Annotated in this window: 25 protein-coding genes and 4 pseudogenes; 12 read left to right on the top strand and 17 right to left on the bottom strand. The window is 68.9% G+C overall.

Annotated features, from left to right (window positions below; genetic code table 11):
- Positions 1-153 (top strand): annotated as a pseudogene (locus CCN42_RS26990) (IS5/IS1182 family transposase); the annotation flags it as partial.
- 401 nt (positions 154-554) lie between these two features.
- On the opposite strand, the gene CCN42_RS26985 reads toward CCN42_RS26990, so the two are convergent.
- The gene (locus CCN42_RS26985; RefSeq protein ID WP_086739502.1) at positions 555-1,430 is read right to left on the bottom strand and encodes a sigma-70 family RNA polymerase sigma factor; all 876 of its coding nucleotides are present in this window, start codon (positions 1,428-1,430) and stop codon (positions 555-557) included.
- A gap of 86 nt (positions 1,431-1,516) precedes the next feature.
- Between CCN42_RS26985 and CCN42_RS26980 the strand changes: the two genes are divergently transcribed.
- The 3 genes and pseudogenes from CCN42_RS26980 to CCN42_RS26970 all read left to right on the top strand — a co-directional run bounded on the left by CCN42_RS26980 (position 1,517) and on the right by CCN42_RS26970 (position 4,077).
- Positions 1,517-1,975 (top strand): carboxymuconolactone decarboxylase family protein, encoded by a 459-nt coding sequence (locus CCN42_RS26980; protein WP_086739500.1) that lies wholly within the window; start codon positions 1,517-1,519, stop codon positions 1,973-1,975.
- Between the two features lie 62 nt (positions 1,976-2,037).
- Positions 2,038-2,855, top strand: a pseudogene (locus CCN42_RS26975) (IS5 family transposase).
- A 376-nt stretch (positions 2,856-3,231) separates the two neighbouring features.
- On the top strand, positions 3,232-4,077 hold the full coding sequence (locus CCN42_RS26970) for a hypothetical protein (RefSeq protein ID WP_143662019.1): 846 nt from the start codon (positions 3,232-3,234) through the stop codon (positions 4,075-4,077).
- A 242-nt stretch (positions 4,078-4,319) separates the two neighbouring features.
- On the opposite strand, the gene CCN42_RS42730 is transcribed toward CCN42_RS26970, so the two are convergent.
- Positions 4,320-4,460, bottom strand: coding sequence for a hypothetical protein (locus CCN42_RS42730; protein ID WP_158102133.1), 141 nt, complete (start codon positions 4,458-4,460; stop codon positions 4,320-4,322).
- A 664-nt stretch (positions 4,461-5,124) separates the two neighbouring features.
- Here CCN42_RS42730 and CCN42_RS26965 point away from each other — a divergent pair.
- Complete coding sequence (locus tag CCN42_RS26965) at positions 5,125-6,330, top strand: IS110 family RNA-guided transposase (protein WP_086739496.1); 1,206 nt, start codon at positions 5,125-5,127, stop codon at positions 6,328-6,330.
- Here the strand turns inward: CCN42_RS26965 and CCN42_RS26960 are convergent.
- Positions 6,323-6,808, bottom strand: coding sequence for a hypothetical protein (locus tag CCN42_RS26960; protein ID WP_086739494.1), 486 nt, complete (start codon positions 6,806-6,808; stop codon positions 6,323-6,325). The two genes, CCN42_RS26965 and CCN42_RS26960, sit on opposite strands and share 8 nt — an antisense overlap.
- A gap of 257 nt (positions 6,809-7,065) precedes the next feature.
- Here CCN42_RS26960 and CCN42_RS26955 point away from each other — a divergent pair, with 257 nt between their 5' ends.
- Positions 7,066-7,254, top strand: a complete 189-nt coding sequence (locus CCN42_RS26955) for a hypothetical protein (protein ID WP_086739492.1) — start codon at positions 7,066-7,068, stop codon at positions 7,252-7,254.
- Positions 7,255-7,470: 216 nt separating this feature from the next.
- On the opposite strand, the gene CCN42_RS26950 is transcribed toward CCN42_RS26955, so the two are convergent.
- Together CCN42_RS26950 and CCN42_RS26945 are read right to left on the bottom strand one after the other, a co-directional pair.
- Positions 7,471-7,887 carry an ester cyclase gene (locus tag CCN42_RS26950; protein ID WP_086739491.1) on the bottom strand — a complete coding sequence of 139 codons (417 nt, stop codon included), beginning with the start codon at positions 7,885-7,887 and terminating at the stop codon, positions 7,471-7,473.
- 134 nt (positions 7,888-8,021) lie between these two features.
- Positions 8,022-8,813 carry an MBL fold metallo-hydrolase gene (locus tag CCN42_RS26945; RefSeq protein WP_086739489.1) on the bottom strand — a complete coding sequence of 264 codons (792 nt, stop codon included), beginning with the start codon at positions 8,811-8,813 and terminating at the stop codon, positions 8,022-8,024.
- Between the two features lie 93 nt (positions 8,814-8,906).
- Between CCN42_RS26945 and CCN42_RS26940 the strand changes: the two genes are divergently transcribed.
- On the top strand, positions 8,907-9,515 hold the full coding sequence (locus tag CCN42_RS26940; RefSeq protein ID WP_086739488.1) for an ABATE domain-containing protein: 609 nt from the start codon (positions 8,907-8,909) through the stop codon (positions 9,513-9,515).
- A 108-nt stretch (positions 9,516-9,623) separates the two neighbouring features.
- Here the strand turns inward: CCN42_RS26940 and CCN42_RS42725 are convergent, their stop codons facing one another.
- Complete coding sequence (locus CCN42_RS42725; protein WP_158102132.1) at positions 9,624-9,800, bottom strand: hypothetical protein; 177 nt, start codon at positions 9,798-9,800, stop codon at positions 9,624-9,626.
- 359 nt (positions 9,801-10,159) lie between these two features.
- On the opposite strand from CCN42_RS42725, the gene CCN42_RS26930 reads away from it, so the two are divergent.
- The 3 genes from CCN42_RS26930 to CCN42_RS46215 all read left to right on the top strand — a co-directional run bounded on the left by CCN42_RS26930 (position 10,160) and on the right by CCN42_RS46215 (position 12,030).
- On the top strand, positions 10,160-10,495 hold the full coding sequence (locus CCN42_RS26930) for an ArsR/SmtB family transcription factor (protein WP_086739504.1): 336 nt from the start codon (positions 10,160-10,162) through the stop codon (positions 10,493-10,495).
- The gene (locus tag CCN42_RS26925) at positions 10,495-11,217 is read left to right on the top strand and encodes a cation efflux transmembrane domain-containing protein (protein WP_086739486.1); all 723 of its coding nucleotides are present in this window, start codon (positions 10,495-10,497) and stop codon (positions 11,215-11,217) included. Before CCN42_RS26930 ends, CCN42_RS26925 begins: the two co-directional genes overlap by 1 nt.
- An 87-nt stretch (positions 11,218-11,304) precedes the next feature.
- Positions 11,305-12,030 carry an eCIS core domain-containing protein gene (locus tag CCN42_RS46215; protein ID WP_422641191.1) on the top strand — a complete coding sequence of 242 codons (726 nt, stop codon included), beginning with the start codon at positions 11,305-11,307 and terminating at the stop codon, positions 12,028-12,030.
- Positions 12,031-12,172: 142 nt separating this feature from the next.
- Here the strand turns inward: CCN42_RS46215 and CCN42_RS26910 are convergent, their stop codons facing one another.
- Positions 12,173-12,433, bottom strand: coding sequence for a DUF559 domain-containing protein (locus CCN42_RS26910; RefSeq protein ID WP_086739485.1), 261 nt, complete (start codon positions 12,431-12,433; stop codon positions 12,173-12,175).
- A gap of 316 nt (positions 12,434-12,749) precedes the next feature.
- Here CCN42_RS26910 and CCN42_RS44800 point away from each other — a divergent pair.
- Positions 12,750-12,909 (top strand): annotated as a pseudogene (locus CCN42_RS44800) (HNH endonuclease); the annotation flags it as partial.
- A 67-nt stretch (positions 12,910-12,976) separates the two neighbouring features.
- On the opposite strand, the gene CCN42_RS42720 reads toward CCN42_RS44800, so the two are convergent.
- From CCN42_RS42720 to CCN42_RS26880, 6 genes are all read right to left on the bottom strand, one after another.
- Positions 12,977-13,129: a hypothetical protein gene (locus CCN42_RS42720; RefSeq protein WP_158102131.1), complete on the bottom strand. Its 153-nt coding sequence runs from the start codon at positions 13,127-13,129 to the stop codon at positions 12,977-12,979.
- 111 nt (positions 13,130-13,240) lie between these two features.
- Positions 13,241-14,035 carry a 3-oxoacyl-ACP reductase FabG gene (fabG, locus tag CCN42_RS26900; protein WP_086739483.1) on the bottom strand — a complete coding sequence of 265 codons (795 nt, stop codon included), beginning with the start codon at positions 14,033-14,035 and terminating at the stop codon, positions 13,241-13,243.
- Positions 14,036-14,243: 208 nt separating this feature from the next.
- Positions 14,244-16,979 (bottom strand): CHAT domain-containing protein, encoded by a 2,736-nt coding sequence (locus CCN42_RS26895; RefSeq protein WP_086739482.1) that lies wholly within the window; start codon positions 16,977-16,979, stop codon positions 14,244-14,246.
- Positions 16,972-17,994, bottom strand: coding sequence for a hypothetical protein (locus tag CCN42_RS26890; RefSeq protein WP_086739480.1), 1,023 nt, complete (start codon positions 17,992-17,994; stop codon positions 16,972-16,974). The genes CCN42_RS26895 and CCN42_RS26890 overlap by 8 nt, the downstream gene beginning before the upstream one ends.
- 13 nt (positions 17,995-18,007) lie before the next feature.
- Positions 18,008-19,723, bottom strand: coding sequence for a hypothetical protein (locus tag CCN42_RS26885; protein WP_086739478.1), 1,716 nt, complete (start codon positions 19,721-19,723; stop codon positions 18,008-18,010).
- Positions 19,720-20,106: a hypothetical protein gene (locus CCN42_RS26880; protein ID WP_086739476.1), complete on the bottom strand. Its 387-nt coding sequence runs from the start codon at positions 20,104-20,106 to the stop codon at positions 19,720-19,722. Before CCN42_RS26880 ends, CCN42_RS26885 begins: the two co-directional genes overlap by 4 nt.
- Positions 20,107-20,295: 189 nt before the next feature.
- Here CCN42_RS26880 and CCN42_RS26875 point away from each other — a divergent pair, with 189 nt between their 5' ends.
- On the top strand, positions 20,296-21,147 hold the full coding sequence (locus tag CCN42_RS26875) for an IS5 family transposase (RefSeq protein WP_086739475.1): 852 nt from the start codon (positions 20,296-20,298) through the stop codon (positions 21,145-21,147).
- A gap of 28 nt (positions 21,148-21,175) precedes the next feature.
- On the opposite strand, the pseudogene CCN42_RS26870 reads toward CCN42_RS26875, so the two are convergent.
- The 4 genes and pseudogenes from CCN42_RS26870 to CCN42_RS26855 form a co-directional block, all read right to left on the bottom strand.
- Positions 21,176-21,993: pseudogene (locus CCN42_RS26870) on the bottom strand (IS5 family transposase).
- Positions 21,994-22,491: 498 nt separating this feature from the next.
- Positions 22,492-22,719, bottom strand: a complete 228-nt coding sequence (locus CCN42_RS42715) for a hypothetical protein (RefSeq protein WP_086739473.1) — start codon at positions 22,717-22,719, stop codon at positions 22,492-22,494.
- 227 nt (positions 22,720-22,946) lie between these two features.
- Positions 22,947-23,132, bottom strand: coding sequence for a hypothetical protein (locus tag CCN42_RS26860; protein ID WP_086739471.1), 186 nt, complete (start codon positions 23,130-23,132; stop codon positions 22,947-22,949).
- A gap of 115 nt (positions 23,133-23,247) precedes the next feature.
- The gene (locus tag CCN42_RS26855) at positions 23,248-23,460 is read right to left on the bottom strand and encodes a cold-shock protein (protein WP_086739470.1); all 213 of its coding nucleotides are present in this window, start codon (positions 23,458-23,460) and stop codon (positions 23,248-23,250) included.
- Between the last annotated feature and the right edge of the window lie 525 nt (positions 23,461-23,985).

The following is a 23,985-nucleotide window of genomic DNA, read 5'->3' as shown; positions in this document are numbered from 1 at the left end:
GTCGAACGCTGCTTCAACCGCCTCAAGCAGTTCCGCGCGATCGCCACCCGCTTCGACAAAGTCGCCGCCCGCTACAAGGCCGGCATCCACGTCGCCTCACTCATCCTCTGGCTCCGCGAACCCAACCAAGATCCTTTGTCAGACAGGGCCTAGGGCGCTGCAGCCAGGCGCCGTCTTCACCCGGGCACCTGAGCTGACGATCACCCAGAGCGGCGACCAGGGTGTAGGAGTCGACTGGCTTGAAGGCGTCCGGGTCGGCGGCCGTGGACCACCAGTGGGTGCGGATCTCGGTCAGGCGTTTGCGAGTGCTGTATCCGCCGCGGCTGCCCTGCAACCTGCCTCAACCCGTAGCGCGGACACCACAGCAGAGGTCGCCCCAGCACGCCTCCAGCAGCTCGCCGGTTCGTGCCGAGTAGCGGGCTCTGCGCACCGGCGACATGGCGCGTTGTCCCGCTTCTCCGAACTACTGAGGCTTTCTCAGAGGATGAGATTCGACGTCTCTGCGGACCAAGCGGGGACCATTTTGAGTACGCGCTGCCTTCGCCGGTAGGGAGTCACACCGGGTCCGGCAGGTCCATGAGCGCGAGTTTGGCCGGGTCGACCACAGCGGTGATCTCGGTGATGTGGCCGTCGGCGACGGTGAAGGCGAGGAGGGAAAGCGGGGTGCCGTCCTCGCTCCAGGAGAGGACGCCGGGGCGGCCGTTGACGGTCGCCGCACGTCCTCGTGCCGCGCTGCCGGCCACTCGCGCGCGGGTGGCGACTTCGGTGGCCCCGAGCGTGACGAACGTGCCGTTCGGGGTGTGGACGGTGAACTTCACTTCGGGGTGGAGAACCTGCAGCAGCTGCTCGAACCGGCCGTCGCGGGCTGCGGCCAGGAAGGCTTGCACCACCTCGCGTTGCTGTCGTCCGGCGCTTGCCGGCTGCTGGGCGGCCTGTACCTTCCTGCGGGCACGGCTGGCAAGCATTTTGGTCGCGTCGGCGGATTTGCCGAGAATGGTGCCGATCTCCGCAAAGGGCACGGCGAACACGTCGTGCAGCACGAACGCCAGTCGTTCGTCAGGGCGCAGCGAGTCGAGGACCGTGAGGAGCGCGAGGCCGACGGAGTCCCCGATTGCCGCGAGGTCTTCCGGAGCGGGAGCGTCGTCGAGCGTCACGGTGAATTCGGGTAGCTGGTCGTCGATAGAGACTTCTGGACGCGTCCGGCCCGACCGCAGGACATCGAGGCTGATGCGGCCGACCACGGTGGTCAGCCAGCCGCCGAGGTTGTCGATGGTGTCGGTGTCCTGGCGGGAGAGACGCAGCCATGCCTCTTGGACCACGTCTTCCGCGTCCGCATGTGATCCGAGCATCCGGTAGGCGACGGCGCGGAGCCGGTCACGGTGGGACTCGAAGACATCGACGATCGGGTCCGCGGGATGGGTGCCGGCCATGTTGTTACCTCCGTGGAAGCTGCTCCGTCATAGGGATGACGCGCACAGGCGCCGCAACGTAACCCGATGAAGGAGAGCACTCCCCCATGGAAAACCGGCTCAAGAACAAGAACACGACCAACACCGATGTGTGGACCGCGATCCAACACCTCGAGAAGGCGATCACCGCCGGCGGCGTCGACCCGAAGCTGCTCGCACTGGTCCACCTGCGCGCCAGCCAGATCAACAGCTGCTCGGCGTGCGTCTACGCCAGTGTTGCCGGCGGGAAGAAGGCCGGTGACACCGACGAGCGGCTGCACAACGTCGCAGCGTGGCGCGAGGCGCCGTTCTACACCGATGCGGAGCGCGCGGCACTGGCGCTGGCCGAGGCCGCAACCCGTCTGCAGGACGATGCGCCGGGCGTCACCGACGAGATCTGGGAAGAGGTCAACGCCCACTTCACCGAGGAGCAGATCGGCACGATCAACCTGGAGATCGCGCTGACCAACTTCTTCAACCGGATCAACCGCACCATCAAGGAACCGGCCAGCAGGACCTGGGGCTAACTGGCTCTAACAAAAGCGGTTTGATCATGTGACTGTCGGCTTGATCGTTCGTTGATGTGGTCATGGGGAAGCGTCAGTCGCGGCCGTGGATCGTGTCGGACGAACTGTGGTCGCTGATCGAGCCGTTACTGCCCGAGCCGCCGCCGAAGCAGGTGGAGGGACGGCCTCGGGTGCCCGACCGGCAGGCCCTGTGCGGCATCCTGTTCGTCCTGCACACCGGCATCCAGTGGGAGTACCTGCCCCAGGAACTCGGCTTCGGCTCGGGCATGACCTGCTGACGCCGCCTCGCGGCCTGGAACGAAGCCGGCGTGTGGGACCAGCTTCACCAGCTGCTGCTGAACAAGCTGCGGTCGAAGAACCAGCTGGACTGGTCGCGGGCGGTGATCGACTCCTCCCACGTCCGGGCCGCACGCAGGGGCCCAAAAGCGGACCCAGCCCGGTCGACCGCGCACGACCAGGCATCAAGCATCACATCATCACCGATGGGCAGGGCGTCCCGCTCGCGGTGTCGCTGACCGGCGGACACCGCAACGACGTCACGCAACTGCTGCCCCTGTTGGACAAGATCCCAGCGGTCGCGGGGAGGGTCGGCCGGCCCCGACGCCGTCCAGACATGCTCTTCGCCGACCGCGGCTACGACCACGACAAGTACCGTCGACTCCTGCGACAGCGCGGGATCCGGCCGGTGATCGCCGAACGCGGCCAGCCCCACGGCACCGGCCTGGGCACCTTCCGCTGGGTAGTCGAGCGGACGATCTCCTGGCTGCACGGCTTCCGCCGCCTGTGCATCCGCTGGGAAGGACGCGACGACATCCACGAGGCATTCCTCGGCCTCGCCGTCTGCCTGATCACCCACCGACACGTCCAAAGGCTTTGTTAGGACCAGTAAGCCTCGTTGGCCAGCCCGTCACCAACACGACTGTGCTCTCATGTACGTCCTCGACACCAAGCGGATCTCCCACCCGTGGGCCCACGGCATCGACGGCGTCACGTACTGTCGCGACAACGATATTCACGACCAGCTCATCGAGCTCGGTCGGACAGGCCGGCTGCGGACCCGGTTTGGACGATCACGGCCGATGCCGTTGGTCCGGCCGCATCCGCAGGATGACCTGCCGCACTCAATCGACGACTGCAAAGGACCGATCGGCCTGGAGCCGGCTGGGGCACCAGCGCAGCACCGGGTCGTCCAGTCGGCTGCCTCAAGTCTCCTGGGCTCTCCCGGTCATCCCCGTCGAGCCCATACGATCAGGCACATGTCGATCGTATCGCCTATACCAGTCCTGCGCAGTTCCGGCGGCACCCTGCTCCAATTCGACGACGATGCGCTGGTGTTGCGCCGGGCGACCGAGGAGCTTCGGATCCCCCTCCGGGCGATCCGGCGCATTCGCTCGGAAGGGCGGGCCGTCACCGTCGAGCTCACCGCCCCAGCCGGGACGGCGCCTGCCGTGCACCGCGTCGACGATGTGAGCGAAGCCGCCGTGGCCCTGTTCGTCGACGCCGTCAACGCGGCGCTGACTATGTGCACCGAGGAGGCCGATGCGGTCGACGGCTCGACTCTGGTCACCGCCCGTGCCTTGACTAAGTCCGCTGAAGAGCGGCGAAAGCGCAGGCGAAAGATCTGGGCGTTCGCCGTCGGCCTGTTCCACTTCGCCCTGTCACTCGCCGTCGGGATCCACGGGGAGTGGAGCCTCGCGCTCGTGATCCTGCTGGTCGGCCCCTCCTTCGGGGCGGGAAGTATCGCGTTCGGCGCCATGGGGGCGGACAGTGTGTACCGCCAGTGGTACCTGCCCCGGAACGGCATCACCGTGAAGGCAGAGAGAGTCGGCAACGCGCGCGTCCTGGGTGGCAGGTTCGGGACGTATGCGTACACGGACCTGCACGGGGTGAGCCGCAGCGTGTACACCAGGAGCGGCGCCCCGACCGTCCAAGTCGCCTACCATCAGGACAAACCGCACGTCGCGATCGTTTGCGAGGCGCGGTCCAGCACGGCTGGGGACGCAGCCCTCACCGTGGCTCTCCTCCTCTTCGGACTCGGCGTCGAAGGCGGTGTCATCACCGTAGCCATCGGCGCTTTCCTGGGTATGTTCCCGGGCTACTGACCCATACCAGTGCGGAGTACGAACGGGGCGGGGCTGAGCTTGGCAGCAACGTACGCCCCGGCGGCTCCTTCTGCTGCATCGGCAACCTCGACAACTGCCGCGACCACGGGAAAGGCCATCCTGCTGCCCTGACCGAACGCATACCACGAGCCCGCTACCTCCTGCGGGCCCTGCAATGCGCGGCGGCCACCGGCGTGGGCCACACGCTCCTCTCCACCCGCCCGGCAAGGGCTATGGAGCACTCAGGCGTCGAGGTACTGGTGGCCGTAGGGATTGTCGACCAGGTAGATGAAGGTGCCGTCCGGGCGGCGGCGCAGCACGTCGGACGACACACCGCTCATGTCCAGCATCGTGCCGTCGGCAAGGTCGCCTTGATGGTCCATTTATCCACCCAGGCGACGATGTCCCCGGCGGCCAGACCAGCCCAGCGATGCGCCCGCAGATGAAGCCGAGACCGCAGTACGGAATTCCTCCAGGCCACGCACATACGCACCAGGCCCGGTGACGTAAATCGAATCCGGGTCGAAGCAGTCCAGCGCGCCATCCAGATCACCCGAACGCACACAGTGCTGGAAATGCCGGGCAGCGCCCACCGGAGTGGACCGGTCGAATGGGCCGCTCGACGAGGTTTTCTGCTCCCGCTCCGACCGCCGCGACCGCCGCACGGTCTTCCTTCAGGACCCGGCCGACCCGACGTCTGGCACCCCCTGCGCTGGACCGGGCTCCCACCGGAGGGCGAGGTGCCGGCCTTCTCCGACAAGACCGCCGAAGCCCTGCTCGGCGAGCTCCGCCGACGCAGGCTGGCCCCCCCGTTACCTTTTTCGTGGCTCCGCAATGGGGCCTCCGGCCTTCAGGTCCGGCATGACTTCCCCCCTTGTTGTTCATGATCCGGGGGGTGGTGTCACCGGGTCCGGAGGCATCGACGGACCGCTGATGAGGGGCTTGAGCACCGGCTTCACCCAAGGCCGGAAGAGCTCTCCGTAACGTGGATGTGGCAGCTCGGTGCCCAGGCAAGGCCGGACGTGAACGTGATGGAGGGGCCTGCACGTGATCGACACCGGCGACATCGACGTCTTCCTCGGCCTGGACGTCGGCAAGGGCGAACACCACGCCACCGCCGTCACCCCGGCCGGCAAGAAAGCCTTCGACAAGCGCCTGCCCAACACCGAACCCAAGCTCCGCGAGCTGTTCGCAAAACTCCAGGCCAAGCACGGAACGGTGCTGGTCGTGGTCGACCAGCCGACCTCGATCGGCGCCCTGCCGCTGGCCGTTGCGCGGGACATGGGCTGTCCGGTCGCCTATCTGCCGGGGCTGACGATGCGGCGGATCGCTGACCTCTACCCTGGCGAGGCCAAGACGGACGCGAGGGACGCGTTCATCATCGCGGACGCGGCCCGCGCGATGCCGCATACGCTGCGGGCGATCGACGGCGAGGACGAGACGATCGCCGAGCTGGAGATGATCGTCGGCTTCGACGACGACCTGGCTGGTGAGGCGACCCGGGTCGCGAACCGGCTGCATGGCCTGCTGACCCAGATCCACCCGTCGCTGGAACGGGTGCTGGGGCCGCGGTTGCAGCACCCGGCCGTCCTGACGCTGCTGGAACGGTTCGGGTCACCGGCCCAGATCCGCAAGGCGGGGAGGCGGCGGCTGGTCACGCTGCTGCGGCCGAAGGCACCCAGGATGGCCGAGCGTCTGGTCGAGGACATCTTCGCCGCGCTGGACGAGCAGACCGTGACCGTTCCGGGGACCGAGGCGGCCGCCCTGATCGTCCCGAGCCTGGTCGCCTCCCTGGCGGCCGTGCTCGACCAGCGCAAGCTGCTGGCCGGGCGGATCGAGGAACTGCTGGAGGCCCACCCTCTTTCGAAGGTCCTGACGTCGATGCCGGGAGTCGGCGTCAGGACCGGAGCACGGATCCTGATTGAGGTCGGCGACGGCAGGACCTTCCCGACCGCCGGCCACCTCGCCGCCTACGCCGGTCTCGCCCCGGCCACCCGGAGCTCGGGCTCCTCGATCCGCGGCGAACAGCCCTCCAGGAGAGGAAACAAGCAGCTCAAAAGGGCTTTCTTCCTCTCCGCGTTCGCCGCCCTGGGCGACCCCGCGTCCCGGGCCTATTACGACAAGAAGATCGCCCAGGGCAAGCACCACACCCAGGCCCTGCTCTGCCTCGCCCGACGCCGGGCCGACGTCCTGTTCGCGATGCTCCGTGACGGAACCTTCTATGAACCGCAATCGTCGGCCGCAGTCACCTGACCTGCGGGTCTGCGAGGAGAACGACTCGATCGGCCTCGACATCGAAGCCGAGCACTGGATGGCCATGGTCGCCTTCCGGGTCCATCAGCACGGGCTTGTTCAGCCGCCTTCCGATCTCCCGGAGGAAGCCGCAGAACACATCAAGTCGCTCCTGGCCCTGCAACTCCCGCAGGTCGACGTCGAAGTCGACTTCGTCGTCGGCATAGAACCGGAAGATCGCCAGCACATCGGCCGTCGGCCAGACCCGCAGGTTCGGGCACTCGGCGTCCGCCGGGCGGGACAGCACGACCTCCGCCCGGGGCACCGGAAGCACCGCTTCTCCCTCGGAGTACTGGCACTTCCAGCCCTTCTCCGCGACCAGGTCGAGGACCGCCTGCCAGTCCTGCACCGAGGCATTCGGGACACGCATGTCCGGCAACGACCCCATCAAGTCCGGGTCGAAGAAGCACTTCACGTCATCCCACAAAAGATCAGCCACCCGGCCATGCTGCCCGCCTCACCGACCCAGCGCACCCCCGTTTCCCTTGACCAAAGACATAGGGGCACCCCCCCCGCACGGACGCCGAGCTGCTGCCCGTCCTGCTCGAGCTGCTGGGGTCGGCCATCCCGGTCGAGCAGTGGCCAACACAGCTGACCAAGCGCGAGCACCGGACGCACTCGTGCCGGACCGCCCAGAGCCAGGCCACCGCTGCCGATCGGGGGTCCGCGGACCCGCCTGCGCACGAGGTGACGCGCTTGCCCGAGCAGGCCCGCACCGTCACCGAGGCTGTCGATGCCGACCGGCGCCATCGTCGTGAGGCAGCGATCCGGCCGGAGTCCGCGGACACAGTGCCGCCGCGGCTGGGCACGTCGTTGCGCAACCGGCGCCTGTTCCTCCTGCCTCCCGACGAGGACGAGGTCGCACAGCCGAAGGAGAACGCGTGATGGAAGACCTCGATCCTGCCGTCCGGGCAAGGTTGTTCGCCGCCAAGCAGCCACGGCGGAACACCCACGCCGGCTGGCAGCTCTACCGCAGGACCCGCGATCTGTTCGTGCCCGCGCCGAAGCGTGCGGGCAGTTGGAGCGTTTCGCTCCAGGCGGGTGCCGTCGGTGTACGGCGGTGGAGGGGCGCAGGGCGTGGTCCTGTCGAGGCCCGTGTCGTCAGGCGGCGGAGCCGGCCGTGAGCTGGTCCATGATGTCGGCCAGGTTGTAGTGGGCCCGCTTCTCGATGATCTTCCCGTCCTTGAACGTGAACAGGTTGAACATGGAAAAACGTACGTGCGCTCCGCGCGGGGGGATGCCGTAGTAGTCGCCGCCCTGGTCTCCTTCGACCACGACGTAGGCGCCGACCTTGTCGGCTTCGGCGACGGTGTCGAGGACCGTCAGGCGGATGCCGGAAAAGGCGTCGACGTGCTTCTTCTCCGCGTCGATGAACCCTGCGGCACCGGGCCGGGGGCTGTCGATCTGAGGGTAGAAGACGAAGTCCGGGTGGAACATGCCGGTGAGCGTGTCGTAGTCGCCCTGCTGAAGGGCCTGGTAGAAGCGGTGCACGAGGCCGACGTTGGTTCCGGTGGACATGTGATCGGGTCCTTCTCTGTCGTTCTGGCACGGCGCAGGGGACGCCGCGAAGGGTCGCTGCCGGGGTCAGGGCTCGGTGTGTTGCGGGCCCCGACGCCGGCACGACGTCTCGGTTCCTGAGTGGGGGTCTGGGCTCAGGCGCGCTGCGTCCAGTCCTGGTCCAGGCGGTCGGTCAGGCCCGCGGCGGCGAAGGCTGCCTCCAGCTCGTCGCGGCCCTCGGTGAAGTGGGCCCAGCTGTCGTGGTGGACCGGGACGACACGGCGGGCGTCAAGGATGCGGGTGGCCTCGGCCGCCTGGGCGCTGTCCAGGACGACCGGTCGGCCGTCGAAGAGCATGGGGAAGCGGGGGGCGCCAGCGAACAGGAGGGCGGTGTCGATCGGGGCGAAGCGGTCGGCGATCTCCCTGACCGCGTCGAACGAGGCGTTGTCGCCGCTGACGTAGACCGTCGGCAGGCCCTCGCCCGTCAGGACGAAGCCGACGACCTGGCCGGTGAAGGGCTCGATCTCCTCACGCGCGCCGGGGCCGTGGATGGCAGGGACCCCGGTCACAGTGATGGTGCCGCCGCCCGGGCGCTCCAGCTCGGTCGACTCCCAGTCGGCCAGGCCCTTGGCCTTCGCCCCGAGGCGCTTGCCGCCGCCGGGGGTGGTGAGGGTGAGGGGGACGGCGGCGAGCAGGGCGCGGCCGGAGGTGTCGAGGTTGTCGGCGTGCTCGTCGTGGGAGAGCAGGACCACGTCGATGGGGCCGAGGTCGGCGGGCGCGGCGGTGGAGGGGGCGGTCTTGGTGAGGGTCGGGCCACCGGGCGAGGTGTAGTCGCCGGGGCCGTCGAAGGTCGGGTCGGTCAGGAAGCGCAGGCCGCCGTACTCGAACAGGGCGGTCGGACCGCCGAACGTGCGGACCGGGAACTGGTTGGCCTTGAGCTGGGACATCACGTCTCCGTTTCTCACGAAAAAAACCTGAGGTTAACGTGATTTTAGGCTAGGCAGGCATCACGGAAAAACGCAAGCACTACCATGAGAGGCATGGACGACACCCTGGCCACCGACGTGGCACCGACCGCTCTGCCCCCGGCGCCGGGTGCCGACCGGTACCGCTCCCTGGACTTCGCCGACACCGCCGCCACCCTGCCCGCCAGCCAGAGCTACGACCTGCTCGCCGCCCCGGAATCCGCCATGCGCTGGCTCGCCGCCCACGACCTGACCACCCCGGACGTGCACCTGTACGAGGTGTGCGCACAGCGGATGCGCACCCTGCGCGCCCACATCCGCACCCTGTTCGCCGCCCGCGTCGACACCACCACCCCGCCCCAGGAATCCCTGCACGCCGTGAACGAGGCCCTCACAGCCGTGCCCACCGCCCCCCTCCTCGCCTGGGACGGGGCCCGGGGGCTGCGCCGCATCCAGGCACACCCCACCGACCAGGCCGTCAACCACGCACTGGCGACCCTCGCCGCCGACGCCGCCGACCTGCTCACCGGTCCCGACGCCGACATCCTCGCCGCCTGCGGATCAGCCCCCTGCGACCGGTTCCTCCTGCGCACCCACGGCCGGCGCCACTGGTGCTCCACACGCTGCGGCGACCGTGCCCGCGCCGCCCGCGCCTACGCCCGGCGCAGCGGCGCCTCGGACTGACGCACCAACCCCAGGGCCCTCCCGCGGACCGCCAGGTGGCCACGCGAAACACCTTCAGCAGGCTGCTTCCGGTCGCCAACCGACAGCCGGGCACTCGATCACTGAAGATCACTGCTTTGACTCCGCCGCCGCGCGGGCGGCGAGTCCGTCGAGCAGATCCAGCCCGACCTGATCATCCCCACCGGCAAGCGCAAGGGCCAGAACCCCTCCGTTGCCAGCATCTGCCGGGCGCTCGCCGGCCACGCCAAGCGCGAGGCATATCCCGAAGCCGTCGAACAGGCCCACGCCGACTTCACCGCCATGAACAACGGAGCGGTCGCCGAGCCGCGTACGCAAGCAGAAGCCCTGAGATCACACTGAGCTACCTGTCCGCTCGCCCCGCATGGCCGCTGTCAGCCGACCTCTGACCCTGTGACGGGAACGGCGATGGGCTCGCCAACTATGGTCGACCAAACTTGCCAACTGCGTTCGACCACACACTCGTCACCTGCGGGATTCCTCCGGTCGTCCGCCAACTATCAGCAACCGTCACTGTCCTGTGACAGAGAACCTGGACCGATTGCCATCGAAGTTGGACTGCTGTGAAGGCGGCATCCAACAGTGCAGGCTCTTGTGAATTCAGCTATCCATGTACTGTGGTGGGGGTGCTGACTCTCGCTGCTGACATCGAGGTGCTGGCGCGGTTCGGCCGCGCCCTCGCCGACCCGATCCGCTGCCGGATCCTCCTCGCCCTGCGTGAGGCCCCGGCGCACCCCGCCGACTTGGCCGACGCCCTGGAGATCTCCCGGACCCGGCTGTCGAACCACCTGGCGTGCCTGCGCGACTGCGGACTGGTCGTCTCAGTTCCCGTGGGCCGGCGTACTCGCTACGAGCTCGCCGACGAACGTCTCGGGCACGCGCTGGACGATCTGCGCACCGCCTTGGTCGCCGTTGAAGCCGACAAGACGTGGCTCGACGCGGACGAGAAGGACTGCTGCTGATGACCGCGGAGATATCCATCGGCATAGGTCCCTCCCCGGCCCGCCGCGACGTCCTCGCCAAGCGGATACGGCTGCTGGTCGCAGCCACCATCACGTACAACATGATCGAGGCGGTCGTCGCGATCACCGCCGGGACGATCGCCTCCTCCACCGCGCTGATCGGCTTCGGCTTCGACTCGATCATCGAGGTCTCCTCCGCCGCCGCGGTCGCCTGGCAGTTCTCCGCCTCCGACCACGCCGTACGCGAGGCACGCGAACAGCGCACCCTGCGGATCATCGCGGTGTCATTCTTCGCGCTCGCCGCGTACGTCACCGTCGACGCCGTCCGCGCACTGGCCGGCACCGGCGAGGCCGAACGCTCAATCCCCGGCATCGCCATCGCCGCCCTGTCGCTGGCGATCATGCCGTTCCTGTCCGCCGTCCAGCGCAAGGCCGGCCGCGAACTCGGCTCCGCCAGCGCGGTCGCCGACTCCAAGCAGACACTCCTGTGCACGTACCTGTCCGCCGTGCTCCTGGCCGGCCTGGTCCTCAACGCCACCCTCGGCTGGTCCTGGGCCGACCCCATCGCCGCCCTCGTCATCGCCGCCATCGCCATCAAGGAAGGCCGCGACGCCTGGCGAGGCAAGGGCTGCTGCGCGACCCCGGCCGCAGCGGTACTCCCGGCTGGTGCCGAGCAGAGCGACGCATGCAGTTGCCGACCTGGCTGCGACTGCTGCGGCTGAACCGTATCCACCGAACGCAGCAGGCCCTGGCGAGCACGCGGCCGGGGCCCGCTTGACGACCGTTCGGCCAAGGACTCTGCGTCGGAGATCGGCGCCCGCGCGTACACGTCGGGCAGTCACGTCGTCCTCGGGGAAGGCGGCCGGGACAAGGAGACGCTGGCGCACGAGCTGACCCATGTGATCCAGCAGCGGCAGGGGCCGGTCTCTGGCACCGACAACGGCTCGGGGCTGCGGGTGTCGGACCCGTCGGACCGCTTCGAACGGGAGGCGGAGGCGAACGCGCGGCGCGTCATGAGCGCGCCCCGGCCGGCCACGCATGCCGGTGCGGACGGGGCGGTCCAGTGGGCCTCGGCGCGGCAGGCGACGACCCGTACAGCGTCCGTCCAGCGGATGCCGAAGGCACCGAAGGCGAAGACCGGCGGCAAGAAGAAGGGCAGTACGCCCAACGCGAAGGACGAGTTGATCAAGATTCGACCACGAATCCGTCCACGAGTCCGGCGTCGACACAGACGCCGACGCGGTCATCGACGTCGCCATTCGGGTGCTCTTTTCCCCGGTGCGGAACAAGCAGCAGACCGCCGACGTGCGACTGGCCACCGGCAGCGACGCCGCAGCCGACTTCCGGTGGACGGGAAGTCGCCGGCACCCCGGTGCTGTCCGCTGGGCACTGAGCCCCACCAAGGGGTGAGGCGGGACGCTCCCGCCAGATGGAGGTACCGCGGTGATCGTTCGATTCGCGGGCGGCCCGCTCGCCGGGTGCGAGTTGGAGGCCACCGACACCCCGTGGATCGGAGGCTGACTAACGGCCGGTGACACCGGTTGGTGCCTGCACGGCCCGGTGCATCGAGACCCAGCGACCGGCATCGTCCTGGCGGAGACCCAGGCAGCTGCCCCACGCGGCCGATAGCAGCCGAGGTTCCGCCGGAGCTGTGGGTGCGGCGTCTCTACTGTGGCATCAGAGTCTGACTCTGAAGCGGCGGAACATGTCCGGGATGAACTGGAGTAGAAGCTTCTTGGCGTCCTCGGGCCGTTTCAGTTCATCGTGGCCGAAGCGGAAGACCTCGTACCCCCTGAGCTTGAGATCCCGGTCGGCGGCGACCATATCCGCGTATTTGGCGGTGTCGGGAGTACGGCCGTTGTCACGCGTGTAGTGCTGCACTCCGTCGACCTCCAGGACGACACGCTGCCCGAACGGCAGCAGCAGAAGGAAGTCCATGCGGGAACGCAGCAACGCTTCGGGGCCGCGTTCCTTGACGGTCTTGGGATCCCAGTGCAGCCATACCTCGGGCAGGAGAGCAAGGTCATCCGCGCAGAATGGGCGAGCCGTACGGTAGGCCGTGAAGAGATTCCTCTGACCAGGTGAGTTGCCTGGCAGGCTCCTGAGGAGCCGCTGGTAAAGATCTTCACAGGCGTCACTCTCGCTGTCGAACCCGTGGGTGTCCTGCCACCAGCGGTGCAGGTCACGCCAGCGCAGACCCTCGGCAGGGATCTCCCGGTCGTAGACAAGGGGGGCGCCCGGTCGTCCGCCGGCGGCCTGGGACTCCGGCGCCTCGGCATTGTCGGCCGCTGAGCGTGAGGCCTACGCCAACGACCTGGGCGACGAGCGTTCGCTGATCGCGGTCAGCGCTCGCAGCAACCGCTCCAAAAGCCGACCAGGACCTGGCCGAGTCGCTGCCCCCGTACGCGCCGTACCATCTGCCACTTCCTGACCGACCGGGTCGCCATCGATCGCTCTCATTCGCGAAGAAAACGCGGCTTTTCACAGCGCCTCGATCGTCTTCGCCTTCTCGGCGTTCCGCTTCCGCAGCCGCTTCAGCTCCTCACACTCTGCGCTGGTCAGCTCGCCGGGTCGCCCTTCGCTTCGTTCCACCTCCGCCCGGCGGTACCAGTCGGGCGGAGGCTCTGGACTCACCCCGAGCTCCCGGGCAACCTCCGGCGGATCCCCTGCTCGCCTGCGTGCACGCTCAGCGCACGTACCCGGTCGCGATGGGGCACGTCCCAGCGCGCGGTTCCCCGGCCAAGGTCAGGGGTTGGCGGCGATAGCTAAGGCGTCCAGGCACTCGGGGAGGGTCTGGCCTCCGTCGACGGTGAGGGACTGGCCAGTGATAAAGGAGGCTTCATCGGAGGCGAGAAAGAGGACCGCGTGTGCGATGTCGGCGGTCTTCCCGAGCCGTCCCAGCGGAATGGAGTCGGTCATCCGGCGTAGGTAGTCCGGTCCGAGGCCGGTCAGCCCCTCAGTACGCACGTTCCCGGGCAGGACGGCATTGACCGTGATGCCGTACGGCGCCAACTCCAGAGCCGCCCCGCGTAGAAAGCCCAGCTGCCCTGCCTTGCTGGCCCCGTAGTGGGACCACCCCGCGTAGCCAGTCATTGGGCCGGTGATTGAGGAGGTCAGGACGATCCGGCCGCGGCCAGCTCGTTCCATTGCGGGCAGACAGGCCCGTACTGACAGGATGGACCCCCGGAGATTGACGTCCAATACCTCGTCCACGTCCTCAGCCGTCAGCTCACGCAGCGGACGTTCCGGGAAGATACCGGCGTTGGCGCATAGCACATCAATTCCGCCGTACTGCCGTTCGGCCTCGGCTGCCATCTTCTCAATCTCTCCCGGCCGCCGCACGTCCACGCCCATGCCCGCGACCCGCCCGCCGGTGACCTGGGCGAGGCCGTCCGCTGCTTCGCGGGCCGTCTCCTCGTTGCGGCCTGTGAGCAACACGGCGGCGCCCTGCCGGGCGAAGAGTTCGGCGATACCGAGCCCGATCCCCCGCGTACCTCCGGTCACGATGACGGACCGGTCCTCCCAGCGTGTGAACGTCATGTCGTTTGCATCCTTCGCTGCTATTCCTCCGCTGCCGGGCGAGCCGAGCACACGCCCGGCACCGCCCCTGTCCGATATGCGCGCTGCCCGCACAGCGCCACCGCACGCTCGACTTCGACGGCGTGAACATCTACCACCCTCAGGCCACCGCCGACGCGGTTGAAGCCCAGCCAGGGGGTGCGCTCCTTGGCCTTGTCGGGGCCCACCATCAGGGAGCGGTACCGGTCGGCGCGGTACGGAGCCGGGCGAACGGGTCCCCCATCGCTGTGAACAGCGCCCAGGACGAGGTCGGGTCACCCCGTTGGTGGAGGTCCCGGCGCGTGGTTTTCAGCGCTTCGCTCACCGTCCGCCCAGCGAGCAGATGCGCGTACAGGCACTCGTTCTGGGCGAGGCTGCGGGCGTCGTCGGCCGACCAGTTGCTGCCGACGACGGCGGCGGCGCCCTTGAGTAGGAGGACCGCGCCGATCCCGAAGGAGTTCCCGAAGCCGGACTCCTGCCCGGACTGCGCCGACTCGCACGACCCCAGGACGAACAGCGCGCCCGGGTGTACGGGGACCCGCGCAAGTTCGTCGGCCGTGAGCGGCCCGTCGGCCAGGAGGAAGTGGCTGGAGGCCGGGTCGGTACGGAGGTAGTTCGTGTGGCCGGCGAAGTGGACCAGCGTGTGGTGGGACAGCTCGGCGAGGAACGCGTCGCGCGTGCACGCGGGCAGCAAGGTCGTTTTCACACCGCGCGCGGTGAGCAGGTGGTGCAGCATCGCGCCCTCAGCCGCCGCCGACGGAAGGTCGCCGGTCGGGTTGGCGACCACGAGAGCCCGCTCGACGGCCGGGTTCGCCGGGGCGGCGAGCAGGGCCGCGCCGCGTAGCAGGGAGGGCGTCCGGCTCAACGAGAACCGCAGCCCGAGCCGGTCGCCACCGGTGCCGAGCGCCTCCCAGGGCACGGTCTGCGTCGTTGCGTCGCCGGAGACGAGCAGTGTGTCGGCTCCGTGGGCGTCGAGCGCGTCCCGGACGGCGGCGGGCAGTAGCAGGTCGGTCAGCCGCCCGGTGATGTAGTCGAGCTCATCCTCCGGGGTCTGGCTGAGGACGGCCAGCAAGGCGTCGAGCACGGCCGGATTGACGTCCGCGCCACTGCGGTGGGCGAAGCCGTGGGCGCCCACGAGATACGTCACCAGCTCACTCTCGGCGCGATCGAGCCGCTGCGCGAGGCCTATGGTGCCCTCGGGCCACGGTGCCCCTGCCAGATCCCGCGGCTCGGCGCTGAGAAACGAGCCGACGCGCGGACCGGGTCCGCCCGGCGTCCGGCGCAGCTCCCGCAGCCTCTGCCGGATCACGGCGCCCCGACGCTCACGTTCCTGTTCGTTGGCATACGGAGGGGTAATCCGGATCCGGTCCGACGGACGGCCTGCGCCTCGGGCATCGGCGTCCGCGCGACCGTGCCCGGTGCCTCCGGTGTCGTGGTTCCGCGAGGTGCGTCCCGGCTTGGTGCCGATGTCCTCCGCACCCCGTCCGGCCGCCTGAGTACCGCTGCCCGCCGGCTCCTGCCGGGAGTACGAGTGCGGGGCGTGACCGGCCCGGGTGTCCACCGTGTCGGCCGGCTCGCCCCGCCGCCCGCCGGTCGGCGTCATGGCCAGGTCCCCCCGCAGGCGGTTCTCGGCCGCCGTTTCCAGCTGGGCCAGCTCTGTCACCAGGGCTCTCGCCTCCCTCGCGACGTCGTCCCGCATCGGGGCACCCGCCATGCCCGGCAGGGCGCGGGAGAATGCCGCCTCCTTCGCGGCTTCGGCGTAGAAGAGCGCCTGGGATCCGGTGGAGGCATCGAATCGCTCCAGGTCGGCGTGGAACGTCACCAGGAGGTCGTAAGCACGGCCAATCCGGTCGTAGTCGTGCCGGTCGAACCGGGCGACGGTCGACCGGGACAGACGCTCGTCGATGCCGATCGCGCGCAGGCTGAGGTCCGCCGCCGCGGCATCGTCGGACAGGGTCCGGAAGACGTCCACGATGGCTTCCAGCCATACGAGTTGGTCGGTGTCCGACTCCTTCGACCAGTCCCAGTCCGCGTACAGGGCGAGCACGTCGAGGGCAAGCATGTCCCGGCCCGCGGCGCGCAGGGCGCGGGAGGTTCTGAGGGCTACGTGGACGGCGGGCGGCGCGCCGCGGGCCGCGTCGATGTCGGCGAGCCATGCGCGTACGTCGCTTTCCAGCCGTTCAGTCCGGCCGGATTCGAGATGGGTCGCCATCAGGTTGTTTCGGGCGATGTCCGCGAGGTCGGTCCACCCTTCACGGACGGCTGTCCCCAGCGCCTCGGTCAGCAGCACACGGGCCTCGTCGTGGCGCCGCTCGGCCGCCAGGTGGAGGCTCAGGGTGACGGCGGCTCCGACGCGCGTACGGCCATCGGGTGCGGCGTCGAGGATGGCTGTGCAGATCCGTTCGGCCTCGACCCCGGCGCCGGTGCTCCGCAGTCCGTGCGCCAGCTCGTGCCAGGTTTCCCAGTGCGTGTGTCCGGGCACTTCCAGACGCGCCGCCCATCGGTGGAGCGGACCCGCCAGGCTTTCTTGGCCGTAGGCGTGCAGGTTCACCAGCAGCTTTGTGAGAATTTCGACGTTCTCCGCCTCGACGCCCAGGCGCCCGATCGCCTCGGCGCACTCCCCGACGTGCTCGGCCGTCGTCGCGCCGTACGTCAGCAGGTCGCCGGTGACGCGGTAGAAATGCCAGGTGGGGGCGAGCATGAGGTCGCCGTCGACATCGGTCCGCTCGGCGATCCGGGCCAGCGCCGGTGCGAAGAGGGCGCGGTGGTCTTCGGAGACGGCGGCCAGTCGGCAGCGGGCGAGGTCGATGTTGACCACGTCGGCGAGATCCGCCCCGGGTTTGTCCAGCTGCTCCAGCAGCCAGGCCGCGGTGGCATGGTCTCCGGCGCTGATCCGTTCATGGGCCCGCGCCCACAGGTCAGCCACTGCGGCGCCTCCAGCCACGGCGCGGCTTCTTCCCACCACCGCGTGGGTCCCAACTCCAGCCCATGGTCCACGGTGGCGCGGGCAGGTGCACGACGGTGCCGTCCGTCAGCCGGAGGGGATGGCCGTCGCGGGGCGGCGGAACGCGCAGTCCGACCGCCGGCACGATAAAGCCGGGCCCGCTCGGGTGCTCGGCGAACACGACGCCCAGCTCCACCCGTCCCGCTCCGCGCGGGAAGTCGTCCTGGAGGGCGGACACGGCACGGGTCACGCCCCGCTGCGCGGCCAGCCGGTCCTGACCCTCGCTCCGGCTTCCGGCGAGCCGGGCGAGCGTGTTCCGGACGGCGGACGGCAGGAGCGCGGCCGCCCCACGGTACGCGTCCGCCTCGGCGGGCAGGCCGAGATCCGCACGGATCAGGTGCCGCCCGCCGCTGGAGGCAACCGCGTCGACCCGCAGCCACTCGGCGAGCACCGGCAGGAAGTCGTACGTCACCGCTAGGACCTCGTCAGAGGCAGGCGGCAGCCTGGAGAAAAGCGCGTCGACGATCGCCGACCAGTGCTCCAGGTCGGTGACCTGCGAACCGAACGGACTGGGCTGACGGCCGGAGGCGCGTACGGCGTCGGCAAGGGCGCTGCGTAGCCGGTGACCGCCCGCCCGCGAGGCCCCCTCCCGACTGGAGGCGATGCGCGGTTGCTCGAAGGTCACGTCCGCGCCGGGGGCGTCGGGGGTGTCGCGGGCGGCGACGCGGGCCCGGGCCGCGAGTGGGCGGGCGTACTCCAGGACGCGGAGGAACTCGGTCCGGAACGACTCCTCGACCGCCCCCTTCCAGGTCGTCCAGCTGTCCCCCCACTCGATACTGGGTGTCAGGTCCGGACCGTCGAAAGTGGCGCGGAAGTCCCCGATGCGGACCGGGAGGTCCGAGTCGGGCATGCCGATCCCGTTCGGCGCCTTCAGCAGCGGGATGGGGGAGACGTCCTCGTGCAGGAACAGGCGGGGAAACAACGGCTCTTGGGGCATGGGTTCCTAATCCTCATCCCAGTGCGTGCAGGAAGATGAAAAGGCGGGAAAGCTCTTGCACCGCGTCGCGGAACGCGGGCAGGTCACCCTCAGCGAGGGTGGCGGCGGCGGTGCGCGCGGTAACCGCGACCCGCTCGCCGTCGGGGTGCAGGTTGTGGCCGAGCCCGCGCACCATGGCCGCGGTGCAGGGGTCCGCCTCCCCCTGGGCGAGACGGACGACTGTGGCCTCGTAGAGGGGGAAGGCGCTCTGCGTGACATCGATGGCGCTGCGCAGGTTCCCAGCCGCCTCGCCGAGCAGACCAAGGCAGGTCGGGAAGTCCGCGGACCGGATGCAACGGGTCAGCGCGGCATGGGCGTTGAAGAAGTGGCCAGCCACCTTGTACAGGCTGAACAGGCCTTGTGACTGGAACGTCATCCGGGCCGCCCGGTCGTGTGCCGACGCGGCCCGCTCGTACAGCTCCGCGGCCGTCACCGATCCGGCGAGCCGCGCGGACGCGCCGTAGACGAAGCCCTCGCTCTCGTAGAGCCGGTAGCCCGGTTCCACTCCGGTGCCGGTGACCGGCACCGGGTCCGGAGCCCGGGCGCGCAGCACGTCCGCCTTGTCGAAGAAGTAGACGGCGAGTTGGTACATCCGCGACACCCCGGTGTATTCGGCGGCCGTGAAGTAGCGGTAGGCGAGGTTGGAGTAGGAGTCGGCCGCGTCCACCCAGCGCTCCGCGCGTTCGTGCCGCAGACCTCGCGCGCGCACGTGCCGTTGCAGTTGCTCGGACCGCTCCATCACCACGGTTACGTCGCCGGTCAGGCGACTCACCTTGAAGAGACGGTTGAGGAGGTCCAGCCGCTGGTCAGAGGTGCCGTCCGGCACGGTGAGCAACCGGTCTCCCGCTTGCAGACATCGGTGTGCGAGCCGTCGGGCGTCCTCGGGTCGGTGCAGGACGTACATCGTCCGGTATGCGGCTCGCTCGGCGGCGTCCAGGGCGACCGCGGTCAGGCCCAGCCGGTCCTCCACCTCGGTCATGCGGCGCTGGCACCGCTCCTCCAGGTCCCGGGCACGAGCCGCCCGCAGCGCCTCGGGCGGCTCCGGCCGGTCGGGCTGCCGGAGCTGCCGGCCCACCCAGTCGGCCACGGCCAGCGCGAGATGGGTATTCCGCTCCAGAGACGCATCGATGAGGTCGAACAACCGGGGGACCAATACCCCCAGGTGGAGCAGTGTCGACCCGTCGGGCTGCCGCAGCAGGGCGGGCCCGGCCAGCAGCGGGACGAGCTCGTCGACCACGGAGTCGGCCATGGCCGAGGCGTCTGGCGCACCGCGTGCGGTGCGGGTCTCAGCGGGTCCCGTCTCAGCCGCTCGTGTTTCCGACTCGTCGAGCTTCGCCCACAACATCCCCAGAGCCATCACCTTGGGCCCCACCCGGGACATGAGGCCCTCCCGGCACAGGCATGCCTGCATGTACGCGGCCTGGGTCAGGGACGCGAACTCGCGCCGCTCGTATGGGCGTTCGCGCAGGGATTCGGTCCGGTGCAACCACTCCGTCAGCCGGTCGCCGAGCAGTTCCAGCGTCTCGCCGTCCCGCGCGGCGAAAAGGCGGTCCAGCAACTGGCGGATCTCCGCGGGATCCGGTGGCTCGGCCGGACGCTCGGCCGGCCCGAGCACCGGATCGAGGAGAGGCACAGAGCGGCGTACAGTCACCTTGTCGGCCCAGAGCAGGCTGGGCGCGGCGTCCGTCACGGGAGTTCGATGGTCGAACTGCCGAGCCTGCGGGCCAGCTCGACCAAGTGGTCGAGTTCTTCGCGAGTAGCGTCGGCCGGACACTCGACGCTGCTGCCGTCGGCGCCGTGGAGAACGATCTTCGCGCTCTCGCCGTTGGCCGCGCGCTCCTGGCCCTGGCGCGCGGCCAGCAGCGCGAACACCCCGGTGATCAGGGCGGAGAGAGCCGCCGCCCCGCCACCGATGTACGCCACCAGTAACTCCGTCCCGGGCCCTCCGCGATACGGGCTGTTACGTTCGTCGACGTCGAGCCGTATCTCAACACCGTCGATGTGGGGGGCCAGCGCAGCTTTCAGATCGGCAGGCGACAGTCGCCCGCCGACGATCTCGATGGTGGAGCTCACAGACCGCCCTTTCTTAGACGAGTTGCTGGTTCCAGTCTTCCGAGTCCTTCCTCGCCTGTCAGGAAACTCACAGGATTCACTCCTAGATCGGTTCCAGGGCGGACACGGCGTAGGAGAGCATCTGATCTAGGTAGCTGGTGTTCTGGGATGATTTTGTGACTGGTGGCGTTGGCGGTCGTTGCATGATGCGTGAGTGGTCGCCGTCCGTACCGCAGTGATGTGTCCGATGCCCGCTGGGCTCTGATCGAGCCGGTCTTCACCGCTCGGCGGGCGAGACGGACCGGTCCGGGGACGGCGGCCCGGGTGCACGACCTGCGGGAGATCGTCAACGCGATCCTGTACGTCAACCGCATCGGCATCCCGTGGGAGTACCTGCCTCACGACTTCCCGCCCTACAAGACCGTCTACGACTACTACGCGAAGTGGGAAGCCGACGGCACCACCCAGCAGGTCCACGACCTGTTACGCGACAAGACCCGCCGGGCCCACGGCCGCAGTGCCGAGCCGACCGCGGCCGTGGTCGACGCCCAGAGCGTGAAGACCTCGGCAAACGTGCCCGAGACCAGCCAGGGCATCGACGCCGGCAAGAAGATCAAAGGACGCGAACGGCATCTCATCACGGACACACTCGGCCTGGGGCTGGCCGTCCTCATCACCGCCGCGAACGTGCACGACACCACCGGCGGCAAGCTCCTGCTCGACGACCTGGCAGCGAACCATCCCAGTGTGTCCAAGGTCTGGGCCGACGGCGGATACCAGAACAGCATCTTCAACCACGGCGCCCTGCTCGGCATCGACGTGGAGGTAGTGCAGCGACCTCGAGCCAAGGGGTTCGAGCCGCTTCCCAAACGGCGGGTGATCGAGCGGACCTTCGGCTGGCTGATGCAGCACCGCCGCCTGGCCCGCGACTACGAAGCCCTGCCCCACAGATCCCGGGCAATGATCCATTGGGCTATGGCTAACAAAATGTCCCGCGAACTGACTGGAGAATCCGCACCAACCTGGCGAATCGAAACGGACATGACCGCCACAACGGCCTGAACAGTGATCAGACGCTCTCTAACTGGCCCTAACAAAGCCTGTGAACGTGTCGGTGGGTGATCAGGCAGACGGCGAGGCCGAGGAATGCCTCGTGGATGTCGTCGCGTCCTTCCCAGCGGATGCACAGGCGGCGGAAGCCGTGCAGCCAGGAGATCGTCCGCTCGACTACCCAGCGGAAGGTGCCCAGACCGGTGCCGTGGGGCTGGCCTCGTTCGGCGATCACCGGCCGGATCCCGCGCTGTCCCAGGAGCCGGCGGTACTTGTCGTGGTCGTAGCCGCGGTCGGCGAAGAGCATGTCTGGACGGCGTCGGGGCCGGCCGACCCTCCCCGCGACCGCTGGGATCTTGTCCAACAGGGGCAGCAGTTGCGTGACGTCGTTGCGGTGTCCGCCGGTCAGCGACACCGCGAGCGGGACGCCCTGGCCATCGGTGATGATGTGGTGTTTGCTGCCTGGTCGTGCGCGGTCGACCGGGCTGGGGCCGCTTTTGGGCCCCTGCGTGCGGCCCGGACGTGGGAGGAGTCGATCACCGCCCGCGACCAGTCCAGCTGGTTCTTCGACCGCAGCTTGTTCAGCAGCAGTTGGTGGAGCTGGTCCCACACGCCGGCTTCGTTGCAGGCCGCGAGGCGGCGTCAGCAGGTCATGCCCGAGCCGAAGCCGAGTTCCTGGGGCGGGTACTCCCACTGGATGCCGGTGTGCAGGACGAACAGGATGCCGCACAGGGCCTGCCGGCCGGGCACCCGAGGCCGTCCCTCCACCTGCTTCGGCGGCGGCTCGGGCAGTAACGGCTCGATCAGCGACCACAGTTCGTCCGACACGATCCACGGCCGCGACTGACGCTTCCCCATGACCACATCAACGAACGATCAAGCCGACAGTCACATGATCAAACCGCTTTTGTTGGAGCCAGTTACATGCCCCCTTGGGTCATTCGGCCGTGTCCCGCTGGCGCCTGCCTGCGCTGCGGACCAGACTGAACGTCGGGCACACCGACTCGCCTGTCGCCTTCGCCGGTAAGCCTGTGCCGCCACCGTTAGCAGCGCGGCGGCGGCACCGAGGAGTCCTACACCGTCAACGACTCCGCCAAGCTGGTCTGCGGCAACGTGATCGGGCTGCCTGTCCGGCCGGAGGCAAAAGCCGCCCGGTTACCGGCGGCGGCCGCTGGCGAACCGGCTGCGGGGCTTCACGGCCGGCGCTTCGGCCGCCACACGTTCGACTTCCTCCGCTTGGCGGCGCGCGACACGCTGCGCGGTCGGCGGCCTCCGTCGCGCACGGCTCGCACAGGTCGTCCCACTTCCCCGGCCACGAGGACCGCTTCACCAGCTGCCAGCGTTCGTCGGTGAACTTCATGCCGCAGCCGTGTACACCGGCCGCTGCGCCTCCCGCTCTGCGGCCTCACGCTCCGCCTGGCGCCGCTTGGCTTCCTCCCACTGCACGACGTACAGGTCGATCGCCGTCCGGGTTGTCCAGGCCTCGCCCAGCGTCTGCCACTCATCCCTGCCAAGCCGCTGCCACACCTTCCCGGCCGCCCCGGCCGGGTCGGCAGTGATCCGCTCCAGCTCGGTGACGACCATGAGCAGCGCCTGGTGGTGACCACTCCGTAAACCGCCGGTGGGCTGTGGCTCCCGACGGACCCGGCCAGCACTTCCCGGTCCCCGTGCCGACGCCGGCCACCACCCTGCGGACGGGTCGGCGCCTCCGGCGCCGACCCGCTGGAACAACTCCCACAACTCATCCGGCACGGGCCGCTCAACGATCCCCACACCGGCAGACTATCGATCAAGGGAAATGAGATGACCTGTTAAAAGCGCAACTCGAACGGGCTGGGCAAGCCGCCGTACGGCGGCTTGCCCAGGCTCCCCTTCGGCTTGCCGGGCTCGTGGCCGACATCCTCTGACTCCGGCGATGCGGTGGCGCGCAGTCCGTCGTAGATCAGCTCGCGGCTGGAGTTCGTCGGCTGCTGCGAGGTCTGCACGATGAACTTCACGGTGGACAGCCAGCTCGCCGGCGCGGAGGAGGACGGTGAGGGTCTACGCTCGCGGAGAACGCACCGTCGTGGATGCGCGCGCTCGCTAATAGCAGACGCTTCCCCTGATTGAGTTTCAGCCCTCCGCGATGACCTCGTCCGCCTGCATACCCTTCTGGCCTTGCACCGCGACGAAGGTCACCTTCTGGCCTTCCTTGAGCGACTTGAAACCGCTCCCCTGGATCGCCCTGAAGTGCACGAAGAGGTCCGGACCGCTTTCGGGGGTGATGAAGCCGAACCCCTTCTCGTCGTTGAACCACTTCACGATGCCGGACTGCCGCTCCGCCATTTCCACTCCTTCTAATCACATGATCGGCTGGACGTGCAGGACGTCCAATGAGGCTTATCATTCCCGACGACGGGCGATCTTGAGCATCCTCGGCCTTGTCGCAAGAAGTGATCCGGTTAGGCGAGCAAACGCGACAACAGTCAAGATTCGGCGCCGGAGTCAAGGGTGAGGTCCCGGTCGAACGGAAAGCCCCCTGGACTGCCCCACCAGGCGAGCCGCAGAGCAGCGGATCGGTCAACGGCCGCCGCTGGTCGCGGACGCCCAGTCCATGGCGGCATCCCCCCCAGGGCCAGGCACGTGGTGTTCACGCTGAGCCGACTGGGCAGGGTGTCTGTTCCCTCCCACACCTTGACGCCCAGCGGCCGCAAACCACGCACGCCGCCTCGCTCTCACCCGACGTCGACGCCGCCATCGCCTCCTACAAGCGGTGGCGCGAGCGCGGCTATATCGAGCCCGCTACGACGTGACCGGCTTCCTGCGCGCTCCCGCCTCTGGGATGCCGAACTCGCCGAGCGGATCCGCTCG

Origin of the sequence: Streptomyces glaucescens, assembly GCF_002154375.1 — a bacterium.
GTDB classification, from domain to species: domain Bacteria; phylum Actinomycetota; class Actinomycetes; order Streptomycetales; family Streptomycetaceae; genus Streptomyces; species Streptomyces glaucescens.
Note: the sequence above shows the minus strand (reverse complement) of the source record. Positions and strands in the feature narration are given on the sequence as shown.